This window comes from Pseudomonas sp. BIOMIG1BAC (assembly GCF_001705995.2).
Classification (GTDB): domain Bacteria; phylum Pseudomonadota; class Gammaproteobacteria; order Pseudomonadales; family Pseudomonadaceae; genus Aquipseudomonas; species Aquipseudomonas sessilinigenes.
Genome location: NZ_CP049045.1, coordinates 7,527,283 through 7,545,506, shown reverse-complemented (window position 1 = coordinate 7,545,506; position 18,224 = coordinate 7,527,283). Strand labels below are relative to the sequence as shown.

18 protein-coding genes are annotated in these 18,224 nt (G+C 64.7%); 2 read left to right on the top strand and 16 right to left on the bottom strand.

The features are described from left to right. Positions 1-48: 48 nt before the first annotated feature. The 13 genes from ATY02_RS35140 to ATY02_RS35075 form a co-directional block, all read right to left on the bottom strand. Entirely contained in the window at positions 49-279 is a 231-nt protein-coding gene (locus ATY02_RS35140) for a DUF2282 domain-containing protein (protein WP_226097804.1), read from the bottom strand. Positions 280-608: 329 nt separating this feature from the next. Further along, positions 609-1,172, bottom strand: a complete 564-nt coding sequence (locus ATY02_RS35135; RefSeq protein WP_034112311.1) for an RNA polymerase sigma factor — start codon at positions 1,170-1,172, stop codon at positions 609-611. A gap of 450 nt (positions 1,173-1,622) precedes the next feature. Continuing rightward, positions 1,623-2,582: an IS5 family transposase gene (locus ATY02_RS35130; RefSeq protein ID WP_054076179.1), complete on the bottom strand. Its 960-nt coding sequence runs from the start codon at positions 2,580-2,582 to the stop codon at positions 1,623-1,625. A gap of 67 nt (positions 2,583-2,649) precedes the next feature. Next, entirely contained in the window at positions 2,650-3,117 is a 468-nt protein-coding gene (locus ATY02_RS35125) for a DUF6789 family protein (protein WP_034112313.1), read from the bottom strand. 114 nt (positions 3,118-3,231) lie between these two features. After that, entirely contained in the window at positions 3,232-5,226 is a 1,995-nt protein-coding gene (locus ATY02_RS35120; protein ID WP_034112315.1) for a relaxase/mobilization nuclease domain-containing protein, read from the bottom strand. A gap of 448 nt (positions 5,227-5,674) precedes the next feature. Beyond that, entirely contained in the window at positions 5,675-6,250 is a 576-nt protein-coding gene (locus tag ATY02_RS35115; protein WP_019726289.1) for a S26 family signal peptidase, read from the bottom strand. Beyond that, positions 6,247-6,780 (bottom strand): DUF2840 domain-containing protein, encoded by a 534-nt coding sequence (locus ATY02_RS35110; RefSeq protein WP_025981541.1) that lies wholly within the window; start codon positions 6,778-6,780, stop codon positions 6,247-6,249. Before ATY02_RS35110 ends, ATY02_RS35115 begins: the two co-directional genes overlap by 4 nt. After that, a complete protein-coding gene (locus ATY02_RS35105; RefSeq protein WP_025981540.1) occupies positions 6,777-7,061 on the bottom strand; it encodes a hypothetical protein in 285 nt (94 codons plus the stop codon). The genes ATY02_RS35110 and ATY02_RS35105 overlap by 4 nt, the downstream gene beginning before the upstream one ends. Beyond that, positions 7,058-7,696 (bottom strand): ParA family partition ATPase, encoded by a 639-nt coding sequence (gene parA / locus ATY02_RS35100; protein ID WP_019726286.1) that lies wholly within the window; start codon positions 7,694-7,696, stop codon positions 7,058-7,060. The genes ATY02_RS35105 and parA overlap by 4 nt, the downstream gene beginning before the upstream one ends. Positions 7,697-7,949: 253 nt before the next feature. After that, positions 7,950-8,807 (bottom strand): replication initiator protein A, encoded by an 858-nt coding sequence (locus tag ATY02_RS35090; RefSeq protein WP_019726285.1) that lies wholly within the window; start codon positions 8,805-8,807, stop codon positions 7,950-7,952. 26 nt (positions 8,808-8,833) lie between these two features. Next, positions 8,834-9,115, bottom strand: a complete 282-nt coding sequence (locus ATY02_RS35085) for a helix-turn-helix transcriptional regulator (RefSeq protein WP_019726284.1) — start codon at positions 9,113-9,115, stop codon at positions 8,834-8,836. Positions 9,116-9,198: 83 nt separating this feature from the next. After that, the gene (locus ATY02_RS35080; RefSeq protein WP_019726283.1) at positions 9,199-9,978 is read right to left on the bottom strand and encodes a DUF2285 domain-containing protein; all 780 of its coding nucleotides are present in this window, start codon (positions 9,976-9,978) and stop codon (positions 9,199-9,201) included. Positions 9,979-10,318: 340 nt separating this feature from the next. Beyond that, on the bottom strand, positions 10,319-10,666 hold the full coding sequence (locus ATY02_RS35075; protein WP_019726280.1) for a DUF2958 domain-containing protein: 348 nt from the start codon (positions 10,664-10,666) through the stop codon (positions 10,319-10,321). Positions 10,667-10,889: 223 nt separating this feature from the next. On the opposite strand from ATY02_RS35075, the gene ATY02_RS35070 reads away from it, so the two are divergent. Further along, the gene (locus tag ATY02_RS35070; protein ID WP_019726279.1) at positions 10,890-11,183 is read left to right on the top strand and encodes a helix-turn-helix domain-containing protein; all 294 of its coding nucleotides are present in this window, start codon (positions 10,890-10,892) and stop codon (positions 11,181-11,183) included. Positions 11,184-11,398: 215 nt separating this feature from the next. Next, positions 11,399-14,314, top strand: coding sequence for a Tn3-like element IS1071 family transposase (locus tag ATY02_RS35065; RefSeq protein ID WP_003158660.1), 2,916 nt, complete (start codon positions 11,399-11,401; stop codon positions 14,312-14,314). 412 nt (positions 14,315-14,726) lie between these two features. Here the strand turns inward: ATY02_RS35065 and ATY02_RS35060 are convergent, their stop codons facing one another. From ATY02_RS35060 to ATY02_RS35050, 3 genes are all read right to left on the bottom strand, one after another. Beyond that, complete coding sequence (locus ATY02_RS35060) at positions 14,727-15,041, bottom strand: DUF736 domain-containing protein (RefSeq protein ID WP_019726278.1); 315 nt, start codon at positions 15,039-15,041, stop codon at positions 14,727-14,729. Between the two features lie 854 nt (positions 15,042-15,895). Beyond that, positions 15,896-16,105 (bottom strand): hypothetical protein, encoded by a 210-nt coding sequence (locus ATY02_RS35055; RefSeq protein ID WP_019726277.1) that lies wholly within the window; start codon positions 16,103-16,105, stop codon positions 15,896-15,898. 61 nt (positions 16,106-16,166) lie between these two features. Then, positions 16,167-18,224, bottom strand: a complete 2,058-nt coding sequence (locus ATY02_RS35050; RefSeq protein ID WP_019726276.1) for a ParB/RepB/Spo0J family partition protein — start codon at positions 18,222-18,224, stop codon at positions 16,167-16,169.

Below are 18,224 nucleotides of genomic sequence, written 5' to 3'. Positions count from 1 at the left end.
CTGGCGGGCGGGGCGACAGGCCACCGCCCACCAAGGTGAATGCTCGCGTCAGGACTTGGCGCTGAGACTGCCGTGCCCGTTGGGCGTCGAGATCGTGGTGCAGGTGCCCTTGGCGACCAGCTTCCAGGCGTTCCCCTGGTAGTCGGCGGTGCTGGTACCCGCGCAACTTGTGCCGGCGCCGGCGAAGCAGTCGTTCTGCCCCTTCAGGGCAACGCCATAGCACTTGTCGAACTTGCCGGTCTTCATCATCTCCATGCTCTTGGCTTGGTTCTCCTGCATCTTCTTCTGCATGTCGGCCTGGCTCATGCCCTGCGAAAAGGCGGGGGCGGCGAAGGCTGCGACAAACGCCGTGGCGACGGCGGCGGACAACATACGGTTTGACATTGTGATCTCCTGATAGGAAAGAAGCAGCCGAGTGAGCTGCGGGTAATCGGCCAGCAATCGCCAGCCTCATTTCCTAAGAGGCGACCGCCGTGCAAAACGGTTCGGTAGAAAGCAAAAAAACCTCAATCACTGGCCTGGGCCTAGCAATTGAGGGTTATCCATGACAATGCGCAAGAAATTGCCGCCTCGCTTGGCGAGGCGGCCCGGACGAGGACTCAGCTTGGCTATTTCGTCGGTGTGCGGTGTCCGTGCCCCGAGGATGGTTCTGAACTGAGCATGTATTCGCGCACTAGCTCGCGGGCACGATGGAGCCGACTCTTGATCGCGCCGGGCTGCTCACCCAACTGAGCAGCGATCTCGGCAATGGTCAATTCCTCGAAGTCGCGCAGAAGTACCACTTCGAGGTAATGGGCAGGCAACGACTCCAGGGCATTGGCAAGATCGATTCTCAATTCATCGTCGGGACGATGAAGCAGCAGCTCCTCGGCTACTTCATCAGGCAGTGGCTCGTGCTTGAACATCATCCGCGCGAGCTTGCGGCATTCGTGCTTGATGACCGTGAACAGCCACGATGAAAAGGCCGCAGCCGCTTTTAGCCCGCTGACCTTGCGAGAAATGATGAGTAGTGATTCTTGAACCGCATCATCAACGTCGCTCGCATGGCAGTGCTTGTACGCATAGCGGCGTGCATCGGCTTGGCACACTGCCAGCAGACGGGAAAGGGCGGCCGCGTCTCCAGTCTGTGCCGCCATGATTAAATTGTTGCGGTCGCCAACAGGGGTGCCCATGCTGATCTCCTGTGCTGACTCGATGATTGGTTAATTCAGCGAGCCTTTATTTGTATTTCGCTCCGATTCTCGGGTCTTCGGCTACGATTCCTAATTTTCTGATAAACACCTGTCGCAAGCAAAGCGGGAGCTGCTACAACGCAAACCGGGCAGACAAAGCCTGCTAAAACGCTGGTGGCTGTCACATAGCTACCCAGTCCAAGGCCCAACCCGACGTAGAGCGTACTGTTATCCGGCGGAATCTCGCGTTCCGCCGTAGCCTCTGTGTCCTTCATCATTTTCGTATCCTCAATATGGCAATTTCTGCTCATTAAGGAAGGTCTGCTTTAAGCACTTTGCGATGTGCTAATGCCGACCATGCGAGTCATTTTTCCGGTTCAGTCAGCTCGGCGGCCGGTTTTCCGTCACTTTCGGCCGGCCCGCAGGCCTTTTGGCGAATTGCAGGCGCACTCATGCCTGCACCGCCATCAATTTGTGCCGCACCATCCACAGATTGGACAGTGCAAACAGCGTGTGCAACTGCGCAGTGTTCTTCTTCAACCCGCGGTAGCGCACCTTGACGTGCCCGAACTGGCGCTTGATCACCCGGAACGGATGCTCAACCTTGGCCCGGATGCCGGCCTTGAGCTTCTCGATCTTGTTGATCAAGGCATCGATCACGTTGTCCTTGTCCAGCGCCCGGCGTTTGCCCGGGCGCATGGCGATGTTCCAGCGCACGCCGTCTTGCGCATCGGGCCGCTTGGCAGCCCCCTGGTAGCCGGCGTCGCCCCAGGCTTCGGTTTCTTCACCGTGCAGCAGGCTGTTGGCTTCGATCACGTCGTTGACGCTGCCTGTAGTGCCGCGCACCGTGTGCACCAGGCCCGAGTCGGCATCCACCCCAATGTGGGCCTTCATGCCGAAATACCATTGGTTCCCTTTTTTGCTCTGCTTCATCTCAGGGTCGCGTTCGCCCGACGCATTCTTGGTCGAGCTGGGGGCCGCAATCAGCGTGGCGTCCACCACGGTGCCAGCGCGCAGCAGCAGACCCTTGGCGCCCAGCAGTTCATTGACCAGCGCCAGAATCTGCGGGGCCAGCTTGTGGTCCTCCAGCAGTCGGCGAAACCGCAGAATCGTCGTCTCGTCGGGCACTGCTGTGTCCCAGTTCAGCCCTGCAAACTCCCGGAACAACGGCATGTCGTGCAGCGCCTCTTCCATCGCCGGGTCGCTCAGCGTGAACCATTGCTGCATGAAGTGCACGCGCAGCATGGTCTCCACGGCAAATGGCGGGCGTCCGCGTTTGCCCTCGGGCGCGTAGGGCGTGATCAGCGCGACCAACGCCGCCCACGGCACCACGCGCTCCATCTCGCCAAGAAACTCCCGCTTGCGCGTGCGCTTCATCGTCAGGTTCAGACCCAGATCGGCTTGTTTCATGACTGGAATTTTCTCAGACCATCAGCTTCGGATTAGCACATCGGGGCACGATTTATGCAGATGTTCCTTAAGAAGTTGCAGTCCGAACAGCGCACGAATTGGCATTGAGCCGACCATAGGTGTAGCCCAGCACTGCGCCCCAAATGAGGTGCATCATCAGGGTCATCATCGGCGCCATCATCCCCAGGTTCATCCCGAACAGGCCTGCGTCGGCCATTGGCATCGGACCGATCATCATCATGAGCCAAGCTAGCAAGGAAAACGACATTCCCTTGAGCAGCGCACTGCGCCCTGGCAGCCTGCCATACAGCAGTTGGAACAGGATGCCCCACACGACGGTGCCAATCATGAAGTGCGCCACCCATCCGACCATGGGCGAAGCCGGCATACCCATTTTTGCGTGCGCCATCTCCGTGAGCATGGCGATTGGATTCAATTCGGGCATCAAGCCCATGGCGCCCTTCATCAGCATCAGCAGCGACAGCGCTACAGTGGCGACAAATCCAGCCACCATCGAACGAACGTAACAAGACATGGTTACAAGCTCCTCAAGGTTGGGGATCGTTGATCCCGGATTGGATGGAGGCACCGACTGCTCCCATTTTTCCTATAAGAGGCGCCGAACTGGAAAAACGATTCGGTTGATCCGCTAAATTGTTGGGCCGAGTTGCCGTCCCCACCTCCAGGACACCTGCCCGCCGCGCACCGTTGCGGCGATTTGCTGCCCCAAGCGCTGCTCGATCACCGGCCGCCACGGCACGAGGCTAAATCCCATGCCGTCATCCAGCATCGCGTAGCGCCCGCTGGCAAGCATGACGCTGCGCCGGTAGATGCCGGCCACGCGCTGCCCGTCGGCCACGGGTCGATGCTCCAGGCCGGTGTCGGCGGCAATGTCCTTGGCGGACTGCGCCAGTTCCCGGTTGCGCAGCGTGCCCAGCAGGTTGCGCGCCAGGATCACGCGCTGCCCGCGCCGCTCGGCCAGCCCCTGTTCGGCCAGGAAGTCGGCGCGCTGCTGCATCGCCTGCTTGGCCTCACCGCCAAAGCCCAGGTCGCCCAGGCCGGAGCCGCCGCCGATCAACTGCTGGTCGAGCCAGGTGGCCCCGATCACGCGGGCCTGCCGCTCGATGGGCAGGTGCGATTTCAGCTCCACGGCTACGCCGCCCAGGCGTTGCGCGTCGTAGCGGCGGCCCTGCTCGGGCAGGTCGCCCGGCACCTTCCATAGCCCCTCGGCCACCCGCTCCACGATGCCCGCCCGGCGCAGGGCTTCCAGCCTGCGGACGTGGGCCGCCACGACCTCCTGCGGGTCGCGGCCGGGCACGGCCTGGCCCTGCGCGATGGCGAGGTGATGGTCGGTGCGGTACAGGCCATCGCTCGCCAGCGCGGCGATGTTCTTGTCGGCCGCGCGCACGTCGGCCGATCCCTTGACCTCCACCACGGCGCCGGTCGGGTAATTCGCCAGCTCGTCGTGGGCGTTGAGCGCGACGTAGTGCGCCTTGCCGTCCACGCCGTCGATGACCAGATAGCCCCGATCACGCAGTTCGTCGGCCAGTCCTTTCGCGGCCACGCGCCCGAGGATGCTGCGGCCACTTCCATCCGCGTCCTGCCCTGGCTCGAACACCGCCAGCTCGCGCGGCTCGCCGCGCATGGCCCGCTGCATGGTGCGGATGATGTCGCCGCGCTCGCCCAGGGCGCGCAGGGTCTTTTCCGCATCGGCATGCACGGCCCAGGTGCCGGGCTGCGTCTCGTCGGCCAGGCCCAGGCGCTGCAAGCGTTGCAGGCGGCCGATCAGCAGCAGGCGCTGGCGTTGCAGGCGGGGTTCGTTGAGCCGTTCGACATGCACCAGGCCATCGTCGCCGGCCTCGCGCTTCAAGGTGCGATCCAGGCTCGTCCACCGCTCTTGCTCTACCTCGTGCTGCAAGGTCTGCTGGATCTCCAGCTCGGTGCGCGGCCCCAGCCATTCGGTCGCCAGTTCGGCGGCGCGATGGCGGAAGCCATCGGCAATGTAGTCGCCCGCGATGATGAGGTCTTTGCCCGTGTCGTCGCGCCCGCGCACGACGATGTGCGTGTGCGGGTTGTCGGTGTTCCAGTGGTTGACCGCCACCCAATCGAGGTCCGTGCCCAGGTCGGCCTCCATGCGGCCCATGAGATGTCGCGTGTAGGTACGCAGGTCTTCCAGCTCCGCGCCATCCTCGGGCGAGAGGATGAAGCGGAAATGGTGCCGGTCGTCGGCGCAGCGTTCCTTGAAGGCGTCGAGGTCGGCCACGTCGGTCTGCGGCCCGTAGGCTTGGCCCGGCTCGCCGTCGCGGCCCACGCCGTCGCGCTCGATGTAGTGCAGGTGCTTGGCGAGCGACTGCGGGCTGGCCCGCTGGTGATTCACCAACAGCGTCTTGATGGTCACGCGCCGAGACATGGGCGTCAGCTTCGCCCCGGCGAAGCGCGCCGCTGTGTAGCCGCGCCCCAGTCGCGAGCCGGGCCGCTGGCCCGTGCCACCCGTCGCGCCAGGACGGCGCATCGTGGACTTGCCGCTGCTGGCCTTGCCTGCCTGCTTGAGCACCTTGGAAACGAAGCTCTGGCCTTGGCCCTTGCCCCGGTTCTTCGGGGCGCTGGGGCGCACGCGGAAATCGTCATCGCGGCGGTCAGTCATGGTCGTTCTCCCTGCAAGCTCTGGCGTGTCTGATCGTGCGAAGCACGCGGACATGCCCGTATTGGCGCGGGCCTCGCGCCACAAGCGGCACGGCGGCAAAGCCGCGCCGTGCTGCGCCAACCCCACGTGCAGACTGGCTTTCGACGCGGCCCGGTGCCGCGTCCTTTTGTCTTGCCTTCCGCCTTTGCCCCTCGCTGGCGCTCCGGGCAGCGGCGGCCCGGCGGCGCTGCTGCGCGAGCAGCCAGCACGCCGGCGAACGCGGCGACGGCCACAGGCCGGGCGCGTTCGAGGCAAGACGCCTGCACACGGGAAGGCAGCGCGAAGTGCGGCGCCCGATACGCAGGATCGGCGCTCGCACGACATGCGCGACGGCACGAAGAAAGCCACCGGATCGACATGCCCGATGGCACGATGAGATGCACGGCGACGTGCATCTCATCGGCAGCCATCATGGACGCTTCTCCAGCCAGACCGGGTGCGCGATGCCGATCACGGCGGACGTGCGCACCGGCCCGAAATACCGGCCATCGAACGATGCCGGATTGGTCACGCTCAACAGGAGCAACTCGCCCGGTTCGAGGCGGCGGCACTGCTGCCAGGATGGCAGCGGCCGGCCCCAGCGGTCGGCGCGCAGCACGGCGGCCGAAGGCACGCCGTCGATGCGGACGATGCCGCCAGCGATGCACACCTCCTGCGGCGCGATCGCGCCCACGCGCTTGAGCAGCGGCACGCCCGCCGGCAGGTAGCGGCGTTGCGCGGCCAGCGCTGCGGCATCTGGCGGCAGCGAGGCCAAGACGATGCTGCCCACGGACAAGGGACGTGGCAGCGAGCCGGGCCGATGGTTCAGCGGATCGACGCGATACCAACCCATGGGAACGCTGTCGGACGGGTTGTAGATCAGGCGCGGCAGCGGATGCACGAAGGACGCCCAGGCCAGCGCAGCGAGGCCGCAGGCGGACAAGCCCGCCAGGACGAGGCGCGCGCGAGAACGCGGCGCAGTGCCGATGGTGGAAGCGGCGGTCATGGCAGCGCCCTCCCGGCTAGCCAGGCGGCGTGCCGCTCGGCGCTGTAGTCCGGCAGCGGCAAGCGCGCAGCGAGCCGATTGCCCAGCGTGCGCCAGTACGCGGGGGAGGCGTCTGCGGGCGCGATGCCCAGCGCCTCGACGCCGTCGATGCGTTCCAGCACGGCGCGCACGTTGGCGTCGCCTTCGGCGTGTAGCAGCAGGCGCGCGCCCGGCTGCACGCCGGGGATGCGCTGCGCGCCGGCCAGCGGCGTGCAAGTCTGCATCACCATGAGTTGCCAGCGGATCGTGCCGTAGGCGTTGGCCTGCCAGCGGATGCGGCAAAGCATCGCGCCGGGCAGGAACAACGCGCATCGCCGCCAGTGGTCGAGGCGAAGGATGCGCGACGGCTCGCCGAAGCGCAGATAGAGGTCGAAACGCTGGTCGATGTAGGCGAGCGCCACGCGCGTCATCGGCGCACTGGCAGGCTGGCCGATAGGCGCAGCCAGTGCAGCCGTGGCCGCGACAGCGGCAGGCGAAACGGATGCGGTCATGGTGTGTTCTCCCTGCGGTTCTCGGGAAACTCTCGCTCTAGCAGGCCGCGCAGCAGGTCGGCCACGGTCACGCCTTGCGTGAAGGCCGATACCTTGATGCGCGCCCGCATGGCGGGCGTGATGTCGAGAGTGAGGCGAGCCGTGTAGAGGTCGCCCTTGCCCAACGCATCGGCGTCGCCCTGGCGAATCCACGCTTCAGCGTGCGGATTCGCAGGCGGACGCGCGCCGATGCCGACGCGCTTTGCCGTGCGTTTGCTGTTGGGTGGCGGCTTCGCTGTCATGTCGTCCACCGCAGCAATTCGTCCACTAGGGCGGTGATTTCGCGGGCGGCGGCGCTGCCCGGCGCCGTCTCGCGTGAAAGGCGGCCAGCGGCCACGCTGTCGGCGAACACGATGCGCTGATGCACTTCCGCGCGCAGCGCAGGAAGCGGCTGGTCGGCGAGCGCCTGGCGCGCTTCGCGCCCGATCACGGTGGTGCTGACGCGCCGGTTGATGACGAAGGCCGCGCGCAGCGCAGGCCGGAACACTTGGGCCTCACGGATCAGTGCGACCATCTCGGCACTGGCCCACAGGTCGTAGGGGCTGGGCTGCACCGGGATCAGCACGCGCTCGGCCGCGAGTAGCGCGGAGCGCGCGAGGGCGGCGATGCGCGGCGGGCCGTCGATGACGACGTGATCGGCCCGCCTGGCGAGTTCTGGCGCTTCCTGATGCAGCGTTTCGCGTGCGAGGCCCACGGCGCTGAACAGCCGAGGCAAGCCTTGCTGGCTGCGTCGTTGCGTCCAGTCCAGTGAAGAACCCTGCGGGTCGGCGTCCAGCAGCACGACATGCTGGCCGCGCATCGCCAGCTCGCCGGCGATATGGGTGGCGAGCGTGGTCTTGCCCACGCCGCCTTTCTGGTTGAGCAGCGCGACGATCATGGCCTGGCCCTCCATGCTGGAAGAGCAGGCTTTGTCTGCTGCGTTTGTGGCCGCGCAGCGGTTGTCCACCGCGACGGCGTTTCCCTACTACAAGTTAGAGAATTTAAGTTAGGTAAGTTAAGGGAGGTCGAAACCCGCGCCGTTATTGGCTTTGCGGACGATCCGTACTCCTGATAGCACGATAGTCGTACTCCCGATAGCACGATACCCCGTACTCCTGATAGCACGAGCCCGTCCACCGCTTTTCCCGAAGTTATCCCCGTGCCGTGAACGGCACGGGCCGAAACATCAGCAACTCGACTCCATCGCCCGGCATCCGCTCGATGCTCAGGACATAGCCGGGCAGCGACTGCCGCGCGACGAGCGCGCGCAGGTCGTAGGCAAAGTCCGAGAAGCGCGTGACGCTGCCCGATTTCCGGTACAGGTGCCGGAAATCGAATTGCCAGCCGCCTTCCTGCCGCCCGCCGTGCTTGCGCACCAGGCGGTACAGCCACCGTTCGATGCCGCCCGTCAGCCGGAAATACGCCGGGTCGATGGTCAGCACCAGAGCGGCATCCATCACCCCACCAAAGAACCAATCCGGCAGGATCAGCTCCAGCCCCAAGGGCGTGCCCTTGGCATCGGCCAGTTCCTTCCACTCGTTGATCCACGAAAACCGATGCAGGCGTCGCCCGGTTGTCTCGCGGATCGACGTGGCCACGGTCGTGGATTGCAGCCGATCCAACGCGGCTTTGAGGCGCTGGTAGTCGCGCAGCGACGTACCGCGCCCGATGAAGCGCAGGATCTCGTAGGGCGTGGCCTGCATCAGCCGCGACGGGCGTAAGCCTGCGTCGCGCGCCTCCACGATCTGCGAAGCAGCCCAGATCAGCACGTCCGCGTCCCAGATCGTGGCGATGCCGTGCTCCTGTGTGCCTTCCACGCGGATCGTGACGTTGCCCGCCCGGAAGTCGATGGGCGCCGTGCGCCGCGACTTCGCCAGCGAGAAGAACGGAAAGGCCATCAAGTCCTGGCTGTCGCGCGGCGCCATGTCGCCCGGCAAGGCACGGAACAGGTCGAGCTGTTCGCGTTCTTGCGAGGGCCGCTGCCGGGACGGCAGCGCGGGGCTGGGCATGGCGGTGGCCTGGCGCGTGCCAGCGATCAGCGCGCACGGCTGTCCGCCGAGTGCTGTTCGGCGTACTCAGGATCGGAAGTCGTCTCGAAGCTGCGGTCGGCGGCCCAGGCGTCGAGGTCGGCCACGGCGTACATGACGCGCCGGCCGAACTTGCGAAAGCGCGGGCCACCGCCGATCACGCGCTGCTTCTCCAGCGTGCGCGGCGACAGGCGCAGGTACTCGGCGGCTTCGTCGTTGGTGAGGTAACGCTGCGGTTGTGCGGCAGCGGTCGGGACAGTGGCGGCAGGCCGCAAGGGAGCGGGACGCATGGTGTGAACCTCCATAGCTTTCAAAGCTCCGGCCACACAGCGCAACCGGATGGAGGCAGTCTCAGAAAACGAAGCTCCGCTGCTCAGGGACGTTTTGCGTCCCCATCAAAACGTCCCTTCTCAAGCGGCGGCAGTTGTGCTAGCCGGCGATAACCGCCGCGCATCAGTGCATCGCCGCGCCGCACCAGGCGGCGCACGCGGGCGCGCAGGTCGCCGTCGGCGTGCCAGTCCGCCGCCACGGCATCGGCACCGAACAGCCCTTCGGCCACGTCGCGCAAGGACGCACCCGCCAGGGTCGCGTCGAGCGCCTGCAGGGTGTGCAACTCCAGCATCGCGGCCGGTGTAGGCCGGGGCCTGGCCGCGGCCAGCGTCGCGCTGCGCGTAGGCGCAGGTGCGGCAGCGCCGCCGCCACCTCCGCGATTGGCATAGGCGACCGCCATGCCATCTTCCAGGCCGGGCGCCAGCGCGAAGCGCGCGCAATGGCCGGGGTTGTGCGCGATCAGCGCCAGCCCTTTACCGTCGTGCAGCAGTTGCTTGTGACCGGGGATGTGCCAGAACGCGAAGGCCGCCGCATCGGGCGGCGGATCGGCATCGGGATGGAGTTGCACCACGGCATCGTGGCCGGGCAGCCAGGCCGGATGCGCGTCGCGCGCATCCAGGGCCGGGTCTTCCAGCAGACGCAAGCCCCAGCGAAGCGCCGCCTGTTGCGCCGCTTGCGGTCGGCGCTGGTGGCGCTGCCAGTCGAGCCGGTAATCGGGGTGGCGGCGCAGGTACTCCCAGGCCAGTGCGAGCGTGTCCAGGCACAAGATGTAGAGGTACGCGGCGGTCGGATACCAATGCGCGATATGGTGAGGATTGACCATGACTCAAGCTCCCGTCGAACAGCAGGAACGTCGTCACGGGCGTTCAAGAACGGAGCCACCGCATCCACATCAAAACATCATCCGAACCTGTTTAAGCTGTACATCAAGTGTCAAGACCGATTGGCTCCGGGGTATTGCGCAATGCGTCCGAATACGACGGCCGCGCAGTCCAAAAAAGTCACGCGGCACAAATCAAGGTGCCGTAACTCGCGCCAAAGATCGTGGCCGTTTCCGTCTCAAAGGCCCTGTTTTGGTGCAAGAGTGCGAATTGAGACCGGACAAATCCGAATTCCGACGGAAATAGTCTCAATACGTCCGGCTGCGCCGGAACGCGATTGGCTTAATCGACAATGCCGCCGTTCTCCTGGGCCAGCCGGACATATTCCGACAGGGGCCGCGCCGCCTGGAAATACCGATCCCGCATCACAGGCTGCTTGCGCGGCCCGACGATGGATGCCAGATCGGACAGCTTCACGGTGCCCAGCTCAGGCATCCCCAGGCCCAGGTCGATCAGGCCGTAGGCCGTATCGCCGTCGGCCGGGTCGAGCGAAGCGAGCAGCCAGGTGAGGTGTGCGTCCGGTGTGAACAGGCGCACCACGGGCAGCGGGTCGCCGGCCTGACCGTCAGCACGTGCCTGGCCGTGGGTCAGCAGGCGTTGGCGCTCGTCCTCGGTGATGAGTGAGTTCATGGCGATCTATTCCCAATTCACAAATCCGCCCAAGCGTGAAAACGCAAAGCCGCATCGGCGGATTTGGGAAAAAGCACGATTGTGATTCCGTGGCTATGCGCCTTTGTGGAAATCCGCAGAGGCACAAATGCGGATTCCCGTAAAAACGCAAAACAGTGAGGTTTCACTGAAAGAGTTAAAGATAACGTGGTTTTAATTGTGCTGCGACTTGACGCTTCTGTCTATGCAGAAGCGACCCATTCAGCGCGGCCGACCGGCCGGCGCCACCACCTACGATGCCGAGTTGGCGCAAGCCTTCGGCGCGGCGGTGCGCGCGTTGCGGACGGAGCGCGGCATTGCGCAGGAATCGCTGGCGCACCTGGCTGGCGTCGAGCGCTCGCACATGGGCAAGGTCGAGCGCGGCGAGCACATGCCCACGCTGGCGATCATCTTCAAGATCGCCGGCGCGCTCGAATGCAGCACGGCAGTGCTGATGAGCGAGGCTGAAAGCCAGCTCGCAGCGGCGGCCCATCCGTAGGCTCCGGCTGCATCGAGGGGCGCCAAGCTGTGCGCGGCGGGGATAGCTCGTAGGGCTTTCCCTCGGAGGCGGGGTCTCCTCGTTTTCAGTGCAATAAGTGACGGTACGCAAAGCTAGCACTGGCGCGGGGGTGGTCTGGGTAGACCGTTGATTTCATTGACTTTCCTGTTCGCTTTGTAAACGGGTATGGTGGCCTCCCACTTTTGAGGTTCACGATGCAGGGTTGGCACACAACGTTTTTGGGGATGCGTGGGCTCCCCCGCGATATCAGCGACTTCGAGATGAAGGCATTTTTCACCTTCGATGGTGCCGAGCGCGACGCAATCAATGCACGCCGAGGTGATTCCCACAAGCTTGGTCTGGCGCTCCATATTGGTTTCCTGCGCATGAGTGGGCGTTTGCTCGGTGCCTTTCGGGTAATTCCAGTAGCCTTGTGGCGCCACCTTGGCAACGAGCTTGGCATTGCAGCACCAGAAGTCGCCTCGCTGAGAGCCATGTATGAACGCGGGCGCACGCTATTCGATCACCAACAAGTAGCCTGCACGGTCCTTGGATTCCAGTGGATGAGCGAGCACCAGCGCCGCTCACTGGTACGTGAACTGCGCGACGAAGTGGCGCGCTGCGCCGACCGCGATCAGCTACTCGTGCGGGCGCGTCAATGGCTGTACAAGAACAAGCTGGTGATCGTGCACGAGCGGGCAATTCGGACACTGATTGCGGCGGCACTTGCCCAGCTTGAAGTTGAAACAGGCACCGCCATCGCCGCCAGCGTTGATCCAGCAACACTTGATCGCTGGCGAGCCTCAGTTTCAGAGCTGCGCCCAGATGGACAAACCCAGCAGAGTTGGCTATGGGCTGCACCGGCGAAACACTCAACCCGCCAAATCAGCGAGGTACTGGAGCGCATCGACCTGCTTTACACGCTGGACGTTCATAAGCACCTGGCAGACATCCCCGATCTCATCTTGCGCCGCTACGCGCGCCGACTTGTCTCCAGGCCGCCCTCAGCCGGAGCCAAGATCAAAGAGCCAGCGCGCACCGTGGAGGTCGCATGCTTTCTTCGGTATTGCCTGTTCACCACCACAGACCAGTTGATCCTTATGGTGCAGCGCCGGATCGCCGATCTGTGGCGTCAGGCTGCCGCCGATGTCCCCGCTACCGTCAATTGGGCCGCAATGTACAAAACGCTGCTCGGCGAACTTGTTGCCTTGAGCGCGCAAGGTGCGGTGCCAGATGCTGAGTTGCGTGCCCGTCTTGAAGCCTTGATCACCGAAACCCAGAAACGCAAACCACCGAGCAGGGCCTCCCTGGTCCGCGAGGGATTGATTGATGGAATTCGCCCCGTGCGGTCGTTGCTCGTCGCCATTGCAAAGCTGCCCTGGCAGGCCACCGGCGAGCATCCTGCCATCGAGTACCTTGCCAAGCTGCAAGCTTTATATCTCAAAGGATCCAGAAAGCTGCCAGTTGAAGTGGTGGCACCAAGTCTGGGAATGATCTGGCAGGTTTCGATCTCCAGCCCAGACCGGGAACGGGCGTTTCAGGCGTTGGAGGTGGCCACCCTGTTTGCCCTGCGCCGCGCGGTGCGCAATGGCTCGGTCTGGATTGAGCACAGCCTGAGCTTTCGGGGTCGTGCGCGCTTGTTCTTCACGGACGAGCGTTGGCAGGCAGAGTCCAAGAAACACTATGCCCGTCTATCGTTACCCAGCAAGGCTGCCACTTTCTTGAAGCCTTTGCTGGCCAGAGTAACTGCCGGTGTCGATGCGGTGGCCGCTGCAGCCCGCAGTGGCGTACTGCGCGTGGATGATGAACTCCATTTGTCGCCATTGCCCGCAGAGGACGAAGACCCAGAAGTGACCAAGCTGCGCGCGGCTTTGGATCACCGCATCGGTGAGGTTCAATTGCCGGAAGTGATTCTGGCCGTTGACGCCCAGGTGCGCTTTAGCTGGATCATGCTCGGACGTGAGCCGCGCTCTACCGACGAGCTGCTGATGGTCTATGCCGGCATCATGGCCCACGGCACCAGTCTGACTGCGGTCGAATGCGCGCGCATGATTCCGCAATTGTCTGCCACCAGCATTCGCCAGGCCATGCGCTGGGCGCGGGACGAACGGCGTCTGAGCCAGGCCTGCCAGGCTGTGCTGGAATTCATGCAGCGACACCCGATTGCCGCCACCTGGGGGCGGTCCGATTTGGCATCTTCTGACATGATGACCATGGAGACCACCAAACGGGTGTGGCAAGCCCGGCTTGATCCTCGGCGCAACACACCTTCCATTGGAATCTACTCCCATGTAAAAGACCGGTGGGGCATCTTCCATGCGCAGCCCTTTGTGCTCAATGAGCGCCAGGCGGGCGTGGCCATTGAAGGTGTCATCCGCCAAGAAAAGCTGGAGACCAGCCAGCTTGCTGTGGATACCCATGGCTACACCGACTTTGCCATGTCACATGCCCGTTTGCTTGGTTTTGATCTTTGCCCGCGGTTGAAGGAACTCAAACAGCGCCACCTCTTTGTGCCACGCGGCACCAAAGTGCCCGCAGAAATCGCTGCGGTGTGCGAAGCCAATGTCGACGTCGCTTTGATCGAAAAGCATTGGGATAGTCTGGTGCACCTGGCAGCCTCGGTCATGAGCGGACATGCCAGTGCGGTGGCAGCTCTTGCGCGGTTCGGTTCTGCCGCCCAGGGCGATCCAATCTATGAGGCTGGCGTGCAATTGGGGCGGTTGCTGCGTACGGCGTTTTTGGCTGACTACTTTGTCAAGGACGCTTTCAGGAACGAGTTGCGCCGGGTGCTCAATCGGGGCGAGGCTGTTAACGCCCTCAAGCGCGCCATTTATACCGGCCGGATCAGCCCGGCGCAGGCCAAACGTGTCGATGAAATGCAGGCTGTGGCCGATGCGTTGAGCCTGATGGCCAACATCGTGATGGCGTGGAATACCTCACAGATGCAGGCGGTCCTGGATCGCTGGTCGAACCGCCGCCAGGTCATTCCACCGGAACTGATCGGGAAGATTGCGCCCACCAGGCTGGAGAGCATCAACTTGCGGGGTGTGTTTCGCTTCCCGGTTGACCGCTATGCTGACCAAATCCTGCCTTCGCGGCCAAATGCATCGATAACTGGCACCAATGGATGAAACCGACCACGGTTTGACGCCACGAATCGCAGATTTGAAAGTGAACAGGAAAGTCAATGAAATCAACGATCTACCAACACCACCTCCGCGCCAGTGCTAGCTTTTCGTACCGTCACTTATTGCACTGAAAACGAGGAGACCCCGAGGCAAGCGAAGTGCGCAGCGCCGCAGGCGCGAAGGCGTGAGGGATTGGAGCCGGATGGCCGTGACGGCAAAGACGGCACGGGGCGTAGCCCGTAAAAGTCCGGCGGCGGGTCGCGCCGACACGCCATGCCCTGATTGCAACGGCAAGCACCGCGTCCCCGCATAGAAGTGCAGCCCACACTATGGGCCACCGCCTGCCACCAGGTTCGGTACGAACCAACACAACAGCGCAGCGCCCCGCCATGTGGCGGGGCGCTGCGGGCGGCGGTCACGCCGCCTGGGGCTTGCTGCGCGACCAGATCAAGTCGTGCGTGCCGTCTTCGCCTTCGATCAGGCGGGCGTAGACCGTGGCCGGGAACGATGGATCGTCGAGGGTCACGGAGATGTACTCCCGCCCGGCCTCGCTGGTCTTCTTCCACGCTGCGCCGATGTCGTGGCTGGCGGCCTGCAGGCGGAAGTCGGGGGCCTTCTCGTTGTCGCCCTTGTCGTTGGGCACCAGCTTGACCTTGACGTTGAGCGTCAGGGTGCGAAGCGTGCCGGTGAAGCCGTCTTTGTCTGCGGTGAAGGTGCCGATGTTGGCCATAGTGAAATCTCCGTTCGGTGGAACAAGGTTCGCGCCCATCGCGTCCTTGTTGTGATCCGGCCGGCGGGGGACGGGCTGGCTGCACCGCTTGCGGTCGAAACGCAGTGGAGAGCCGGGAGGCGAAAAGAATTTGTCCCGCGAGGAATGCACCGAACGCAGTGACAAAGCAGGGGAAATTGTTTTCGCCGGACGGTTGCAGCCATGAAGCCCGAGGCGCAGCCGCGCCACCGCCAGGATTCACAACAACACAAGGACGCCTTGGGCCGAACCGCACCGCAAGGAGATGTGGCCGGCTCGGCATCCCCGCATGAAGACTGCTCCGGCTCGCCCACTGACGCAGGCCAGGTCAACCACCCGATGACAGGCAAGAACGCCTCCGCCGCAACTTGCGGCGCCGGTCTAGTGGCGTGGCATAGAAACTCCATAGCGATGCTGGGCGGGTTGTCCGTGAACAGTCCTTCATGGACGTGATGGGCAAGAACCGCCAGCGTTGAGGACGGCACGCATTTGCACAACCCGCCGCAGCAAACGCCAGCGTGTTCGCCAGCGCCCCGTCCATCGTGGCGGAGCGCTGGCCGGGCCGATCCGGCGAAGCCGGTTCGGCGGCATCGAGGGGCGCCAAGCTGTGCGCGGCGGGGATAGCCCGCAGGGCTTTCCCCTGGAGGCAAGCGGAGCGCGCAGGTGTGGGCCGGGCGGATGCTCGGCTGCTTTAACGCCGCCACCTGAGCCACCGCGAGGGCGGCGGCGTTCTGATTCGGCAGTTGGCCTTGAACACCGGGCGCGGCCACTGCCGCGCCCGGATTTTGCTTTCACCGCGCCCAGGACGGAACGGCATGGGCGCGGTGCTGATCGGGTTATTCCTTCGTCTCGATGAGCCACCATACGGCACGCGGCAAGGCGCGGCCCGTGATGGGGTGAATGTCGGTCAGGTCGGCGCGGGCTGACCAGCCCGAGGGCGGGCGGTAGCCGCGCACGTCGCCATCGCCGTGCCAGCGGCGGGCGCGTACCGTGCCGGGGGCGTAGATCGCCGCCATGCGTGGGCGGCTGGTGGTGGTACGTGTCATGGGGTGTTCTCCTTCCAGCAAGCGCCCCGGTCGAGACCGGGGCGCTTGCTGTCGGCGCGGGTCAAGCGGCTAGCGCCACGGCGGTTTCATTCGCCATTGCCTCGGCATCCTCCGGGGCGTTGTCCTGGGCCTGCGGCGCCGCCGGCGTGGTTTCCTGCGTGCCTTCGGCCTTGAAGATGGCAGGCATCCAGCCAGTGCCATCGGCCAGCCGCTCCGCTTCGCTGGCAATGTCGGCCTTCTTCAGCTTCGCCAGCCGGGTGACGTGCGACGGGGCGAACTGCTCCACGGCTTCCAGAATCGCGGCCTTCGGCACATGCCGGAAATAACCCTCATTGGTGGGCTTCCACCATGCGGCCATGTCCAGCCCCACGGCCTGCGCCAGTTCCTCGCCCGGCTGCTGCCGCATGGTGCGGGGTGTCACCACGTCCACCGTGACGGCCACGCATACCGCCAGCAGTCGCACCAGTTCGTCTTGCGAATTCGCCAGCAACGCGGCGAACAGTTCGGCGCTGTCCTGCGGCAAGGCTTCGCCCGCCACCTGTTGCAGTTCGCGCAGCGCCACGGCAGCGGGCGATTCCGGCCAGTCCGGTGCCATGCCTTCCAGCCGGTCTTGCACTTTCAGGCTCACGCCCAGCGGCAGGTCGTGGCCGTAGTGGCTGCCGTGCAAAACGGTCTGCACCATGCCATGCACCAGCGCGGCCAGCGCCACTTGCGGATGCTGCGCCACTTCGATTTGTAGCGCGGCGGTGCGGTGGGCACTCAACCGCTGCGCCAGTCGGTCGGACATGGCGGCGGTCTTGGGCTGGTCGTCGTCCTCGCCTTCGTCGCCGTTCTCGGCATCCTCACCGCTGAAACCTTGGCGCAGGCGTTCCAGCGTGCGCAGGGCCTTGGCCTCGGCTTCGCGCATCAGGCCGTGATGGATCACGGCCTGCCCGTTGCGGTCGATGGTGACGATGGCACCGGCTGCGGCCTTCACGGTCGGGCTGTAGTCCTGCAAACCATCTTCCAACGCCTGCAACTGCTCGCCCACGGCTTCGCCTTCCTCTTGCAGCGCGTCGGCCTTGTCCTCGTCCTCGGCTTCCAGCGCACCATCGAGGGCTTCGCCAATGGCCTGCACCTTGGCTTGCAGCTTTTCGATGCGCTGCGCTTCGCGCTTGGTCGGTTCGCGCCGCTCCCTCGGCGCACGCTGGAAAGCGTGCAGGTCGGCATGGGTCACGCCCGGCGTGGCATCCACCCATGCCCAGCCTTCGGCCTTCACCTCGGCGGCGATGCCCGCCAGCCGGTCTTGCGCCAGCCTGTCCAGCAGCGCGGCATCGGTCAGATACACGCCCGCGTCACCTTCCGCGAACAGGTCACGGCGCACGCCACCGCCTGCGGCCTCGTAGGTTTCCAGCCCGACGAACCGCACCAGCGGATGCCGGTAGGCGTCGATTTCCCTTTCGGTGAGGCGGTCGCGCAGCGCGGACGGCTGGCGCTGCCACGTTGGCGCATCGTAGAAGGCGGCTTCCTGCGCGGTGTGGTCATCGGTGATGGCAAGGGCCATCAACTGGTCAAGGCTCACGGCATCGGCGCGGTAGTCGGCCATGAGGCGCGGCGAGACGTTCGCAAGCTTCAAGCGGCGCTGCACCACCAGCGGCGTGACGGAAAAATCCGCTGCGATGTCCTCGATGGGTCGGCCTTCGGCCACCAGCGCGGCGAAGGCTTCAAACTGGTCTGCCGGGTGCATGGCTTCACGCTGCACGTTCTCGGTGAGACTGGCAGTGCGGGCCGTGCCATCGGCCACTTGCAAGCAAGGCACCTCCCAATCCTTGGCGATGCGGTGCTTTTTCGCCAGCAGCTTCAGCGCAGCAAGGCGACGACCACCGGCGACCACCTCGTAATGCTCGCCATCGGCGGATGCGATCACGATCAGGTTTTGCAGCAGGCCCACGCGCTGGATGCTTGCAGCCAGTTCGGGGATGGACATGCGCGGGGTCTTGCGCACGTTGCGGCCCGTGGGGCGCAGCACCAGCCGCGACAGCGGAACCAGAATCAGGTTCTTGGTCGGGTCGGCGGCTTCCAGCGGGATAGCGGCGGCGGCATTGACGGCGCGGGCTTCGGTGGTGGTGATGGCGTTCAT

Bases quoted from the DNA above. Each gene is read 5' to 3' on its own strand.
- ATY02_RS35120 (WP_034112315.1), bottom strand. From the start codon at position 5,226: ATGACTGACCGCCGCGATGACGATTTCCGCGTGCGCCCCAGCGCCCCG.
- ATY02_RS35125 (WP_034112313.1), bottom strand. From the start codon at position 3,117: ATGTCTTGTTACGTTCGTTCGATGGTGGCTGGATTTGTCGCCACTGTA.
- ATY02_RS35085 (WP_019726284.1), bottom strand. From the start codon at position 9,115: ATGCGTCCCGCTCCCTTGCGGCCTGCCGCCACTGTCCCGACCGCTGCC.
- ATY02_RS35105 (WP_025981540.1), bottom strand. From the start codon at position 7,061: ATGACAGCGAAGCCGCCACCCAACAGCAAACGCACGGCAAAGCGCGTC.
- ATY02_RS35130 (WP_054076179.1), bottom strand. From the start codon at position 2,582: ATGAAACAAGCCGATCTGGGTCTGAACCTGACGATGAAGCGCACGCGC.
- ATY02_RS35110 (WP_025981541.1), bottom strand. From the start codon at position 6,780: ATGACCGCATCCGTTTCGCCTGCCGCTGTCGCGGCCACGGCTGCACTG.
- ATY02_RS35140 (WP_226097804.1), bottom strand. From the start codon at position 279: ATGCAGGAGAACCAAGCCAAGAGCATGGAGATGATGAAGACCGGCAAG.
- ATY02_RS35080 (WP_019726283.1), bottom strand. From the start codon at position 9,978: ATGGTCAATCCTCACCATATCGCGCATTGGTATCCGACCGCCGCGTAC.
- ATY02_RS35075 (WP_019726280.1), bottom strand. From the start codon at position 10,666: ATGAACTCACTCATCACCGAGGACGAGCGCCAACGCCTGCTGACCCAC.
- ATY02_RS35055 (WP_019726277.1), bottom strand. From the start codon at position 16,105: ATGACACGTACCACCACCAGCCGCCCACGCATGGCGGCGATCTACGCC.
- ATY02_RS35060 (WP_019726278.1), bottom strand. From the start codon at position 15,041: ATGGCCAACATCGGCACCTTCACCGCAGACAAAGACGGCTTCACCGGC.
- ATY02_RS35070 (WP_019726279.1), top strand. From the start codon at position 10,890: ATGCAGAAGCGACCCATTCAGCGCGGCCGACCGGCCGGCGCCACCACC.
- ATY02_RS35135 (WP_034112311.1), bottom strand. From the start codon at position 1,172: ATGGGCACCCCTGTTGGCGACCGCAACAATTTAATCATGGCGGCACAG.
- ATY02_RS35090 (WP_019726285.1), bottom strand. From the start codon at position 8,807: ATGCCCAGCCCCGCGCTGCCGTCCCGGCAGCGGCCCTCGCAAGAACGC.
- ATY02_RS35050 (WP_019726276.1), bottom strand. From the start codon at position 18,224: ATGAACGCCATCACCACCACCGAAGCCCGCGCCGTCAATGCCGCCGCC.
- ATY02_RS35115 (WP_019726289.1), bottom strand. From the start codon at position 6,250: ATGACCGCCGCTTCCACCATCGGCACTGCGCCGCGTTCTCGCGCGCGC.
- parA (WP_019726286.1), bottom strand. From the start codon at position 7,696: ATGATCGTCGCGCTGCTCAACCAGAAAGGCGGCGTGGGCAAGACCACG.
- ATY02_RS35065 (WP_003158660.1), top strand. From the start codon at position 11,399: ATGCAGGGTTGGCACACAACGTTTTTGGGGATGCGTGGGCTCCCCCGC.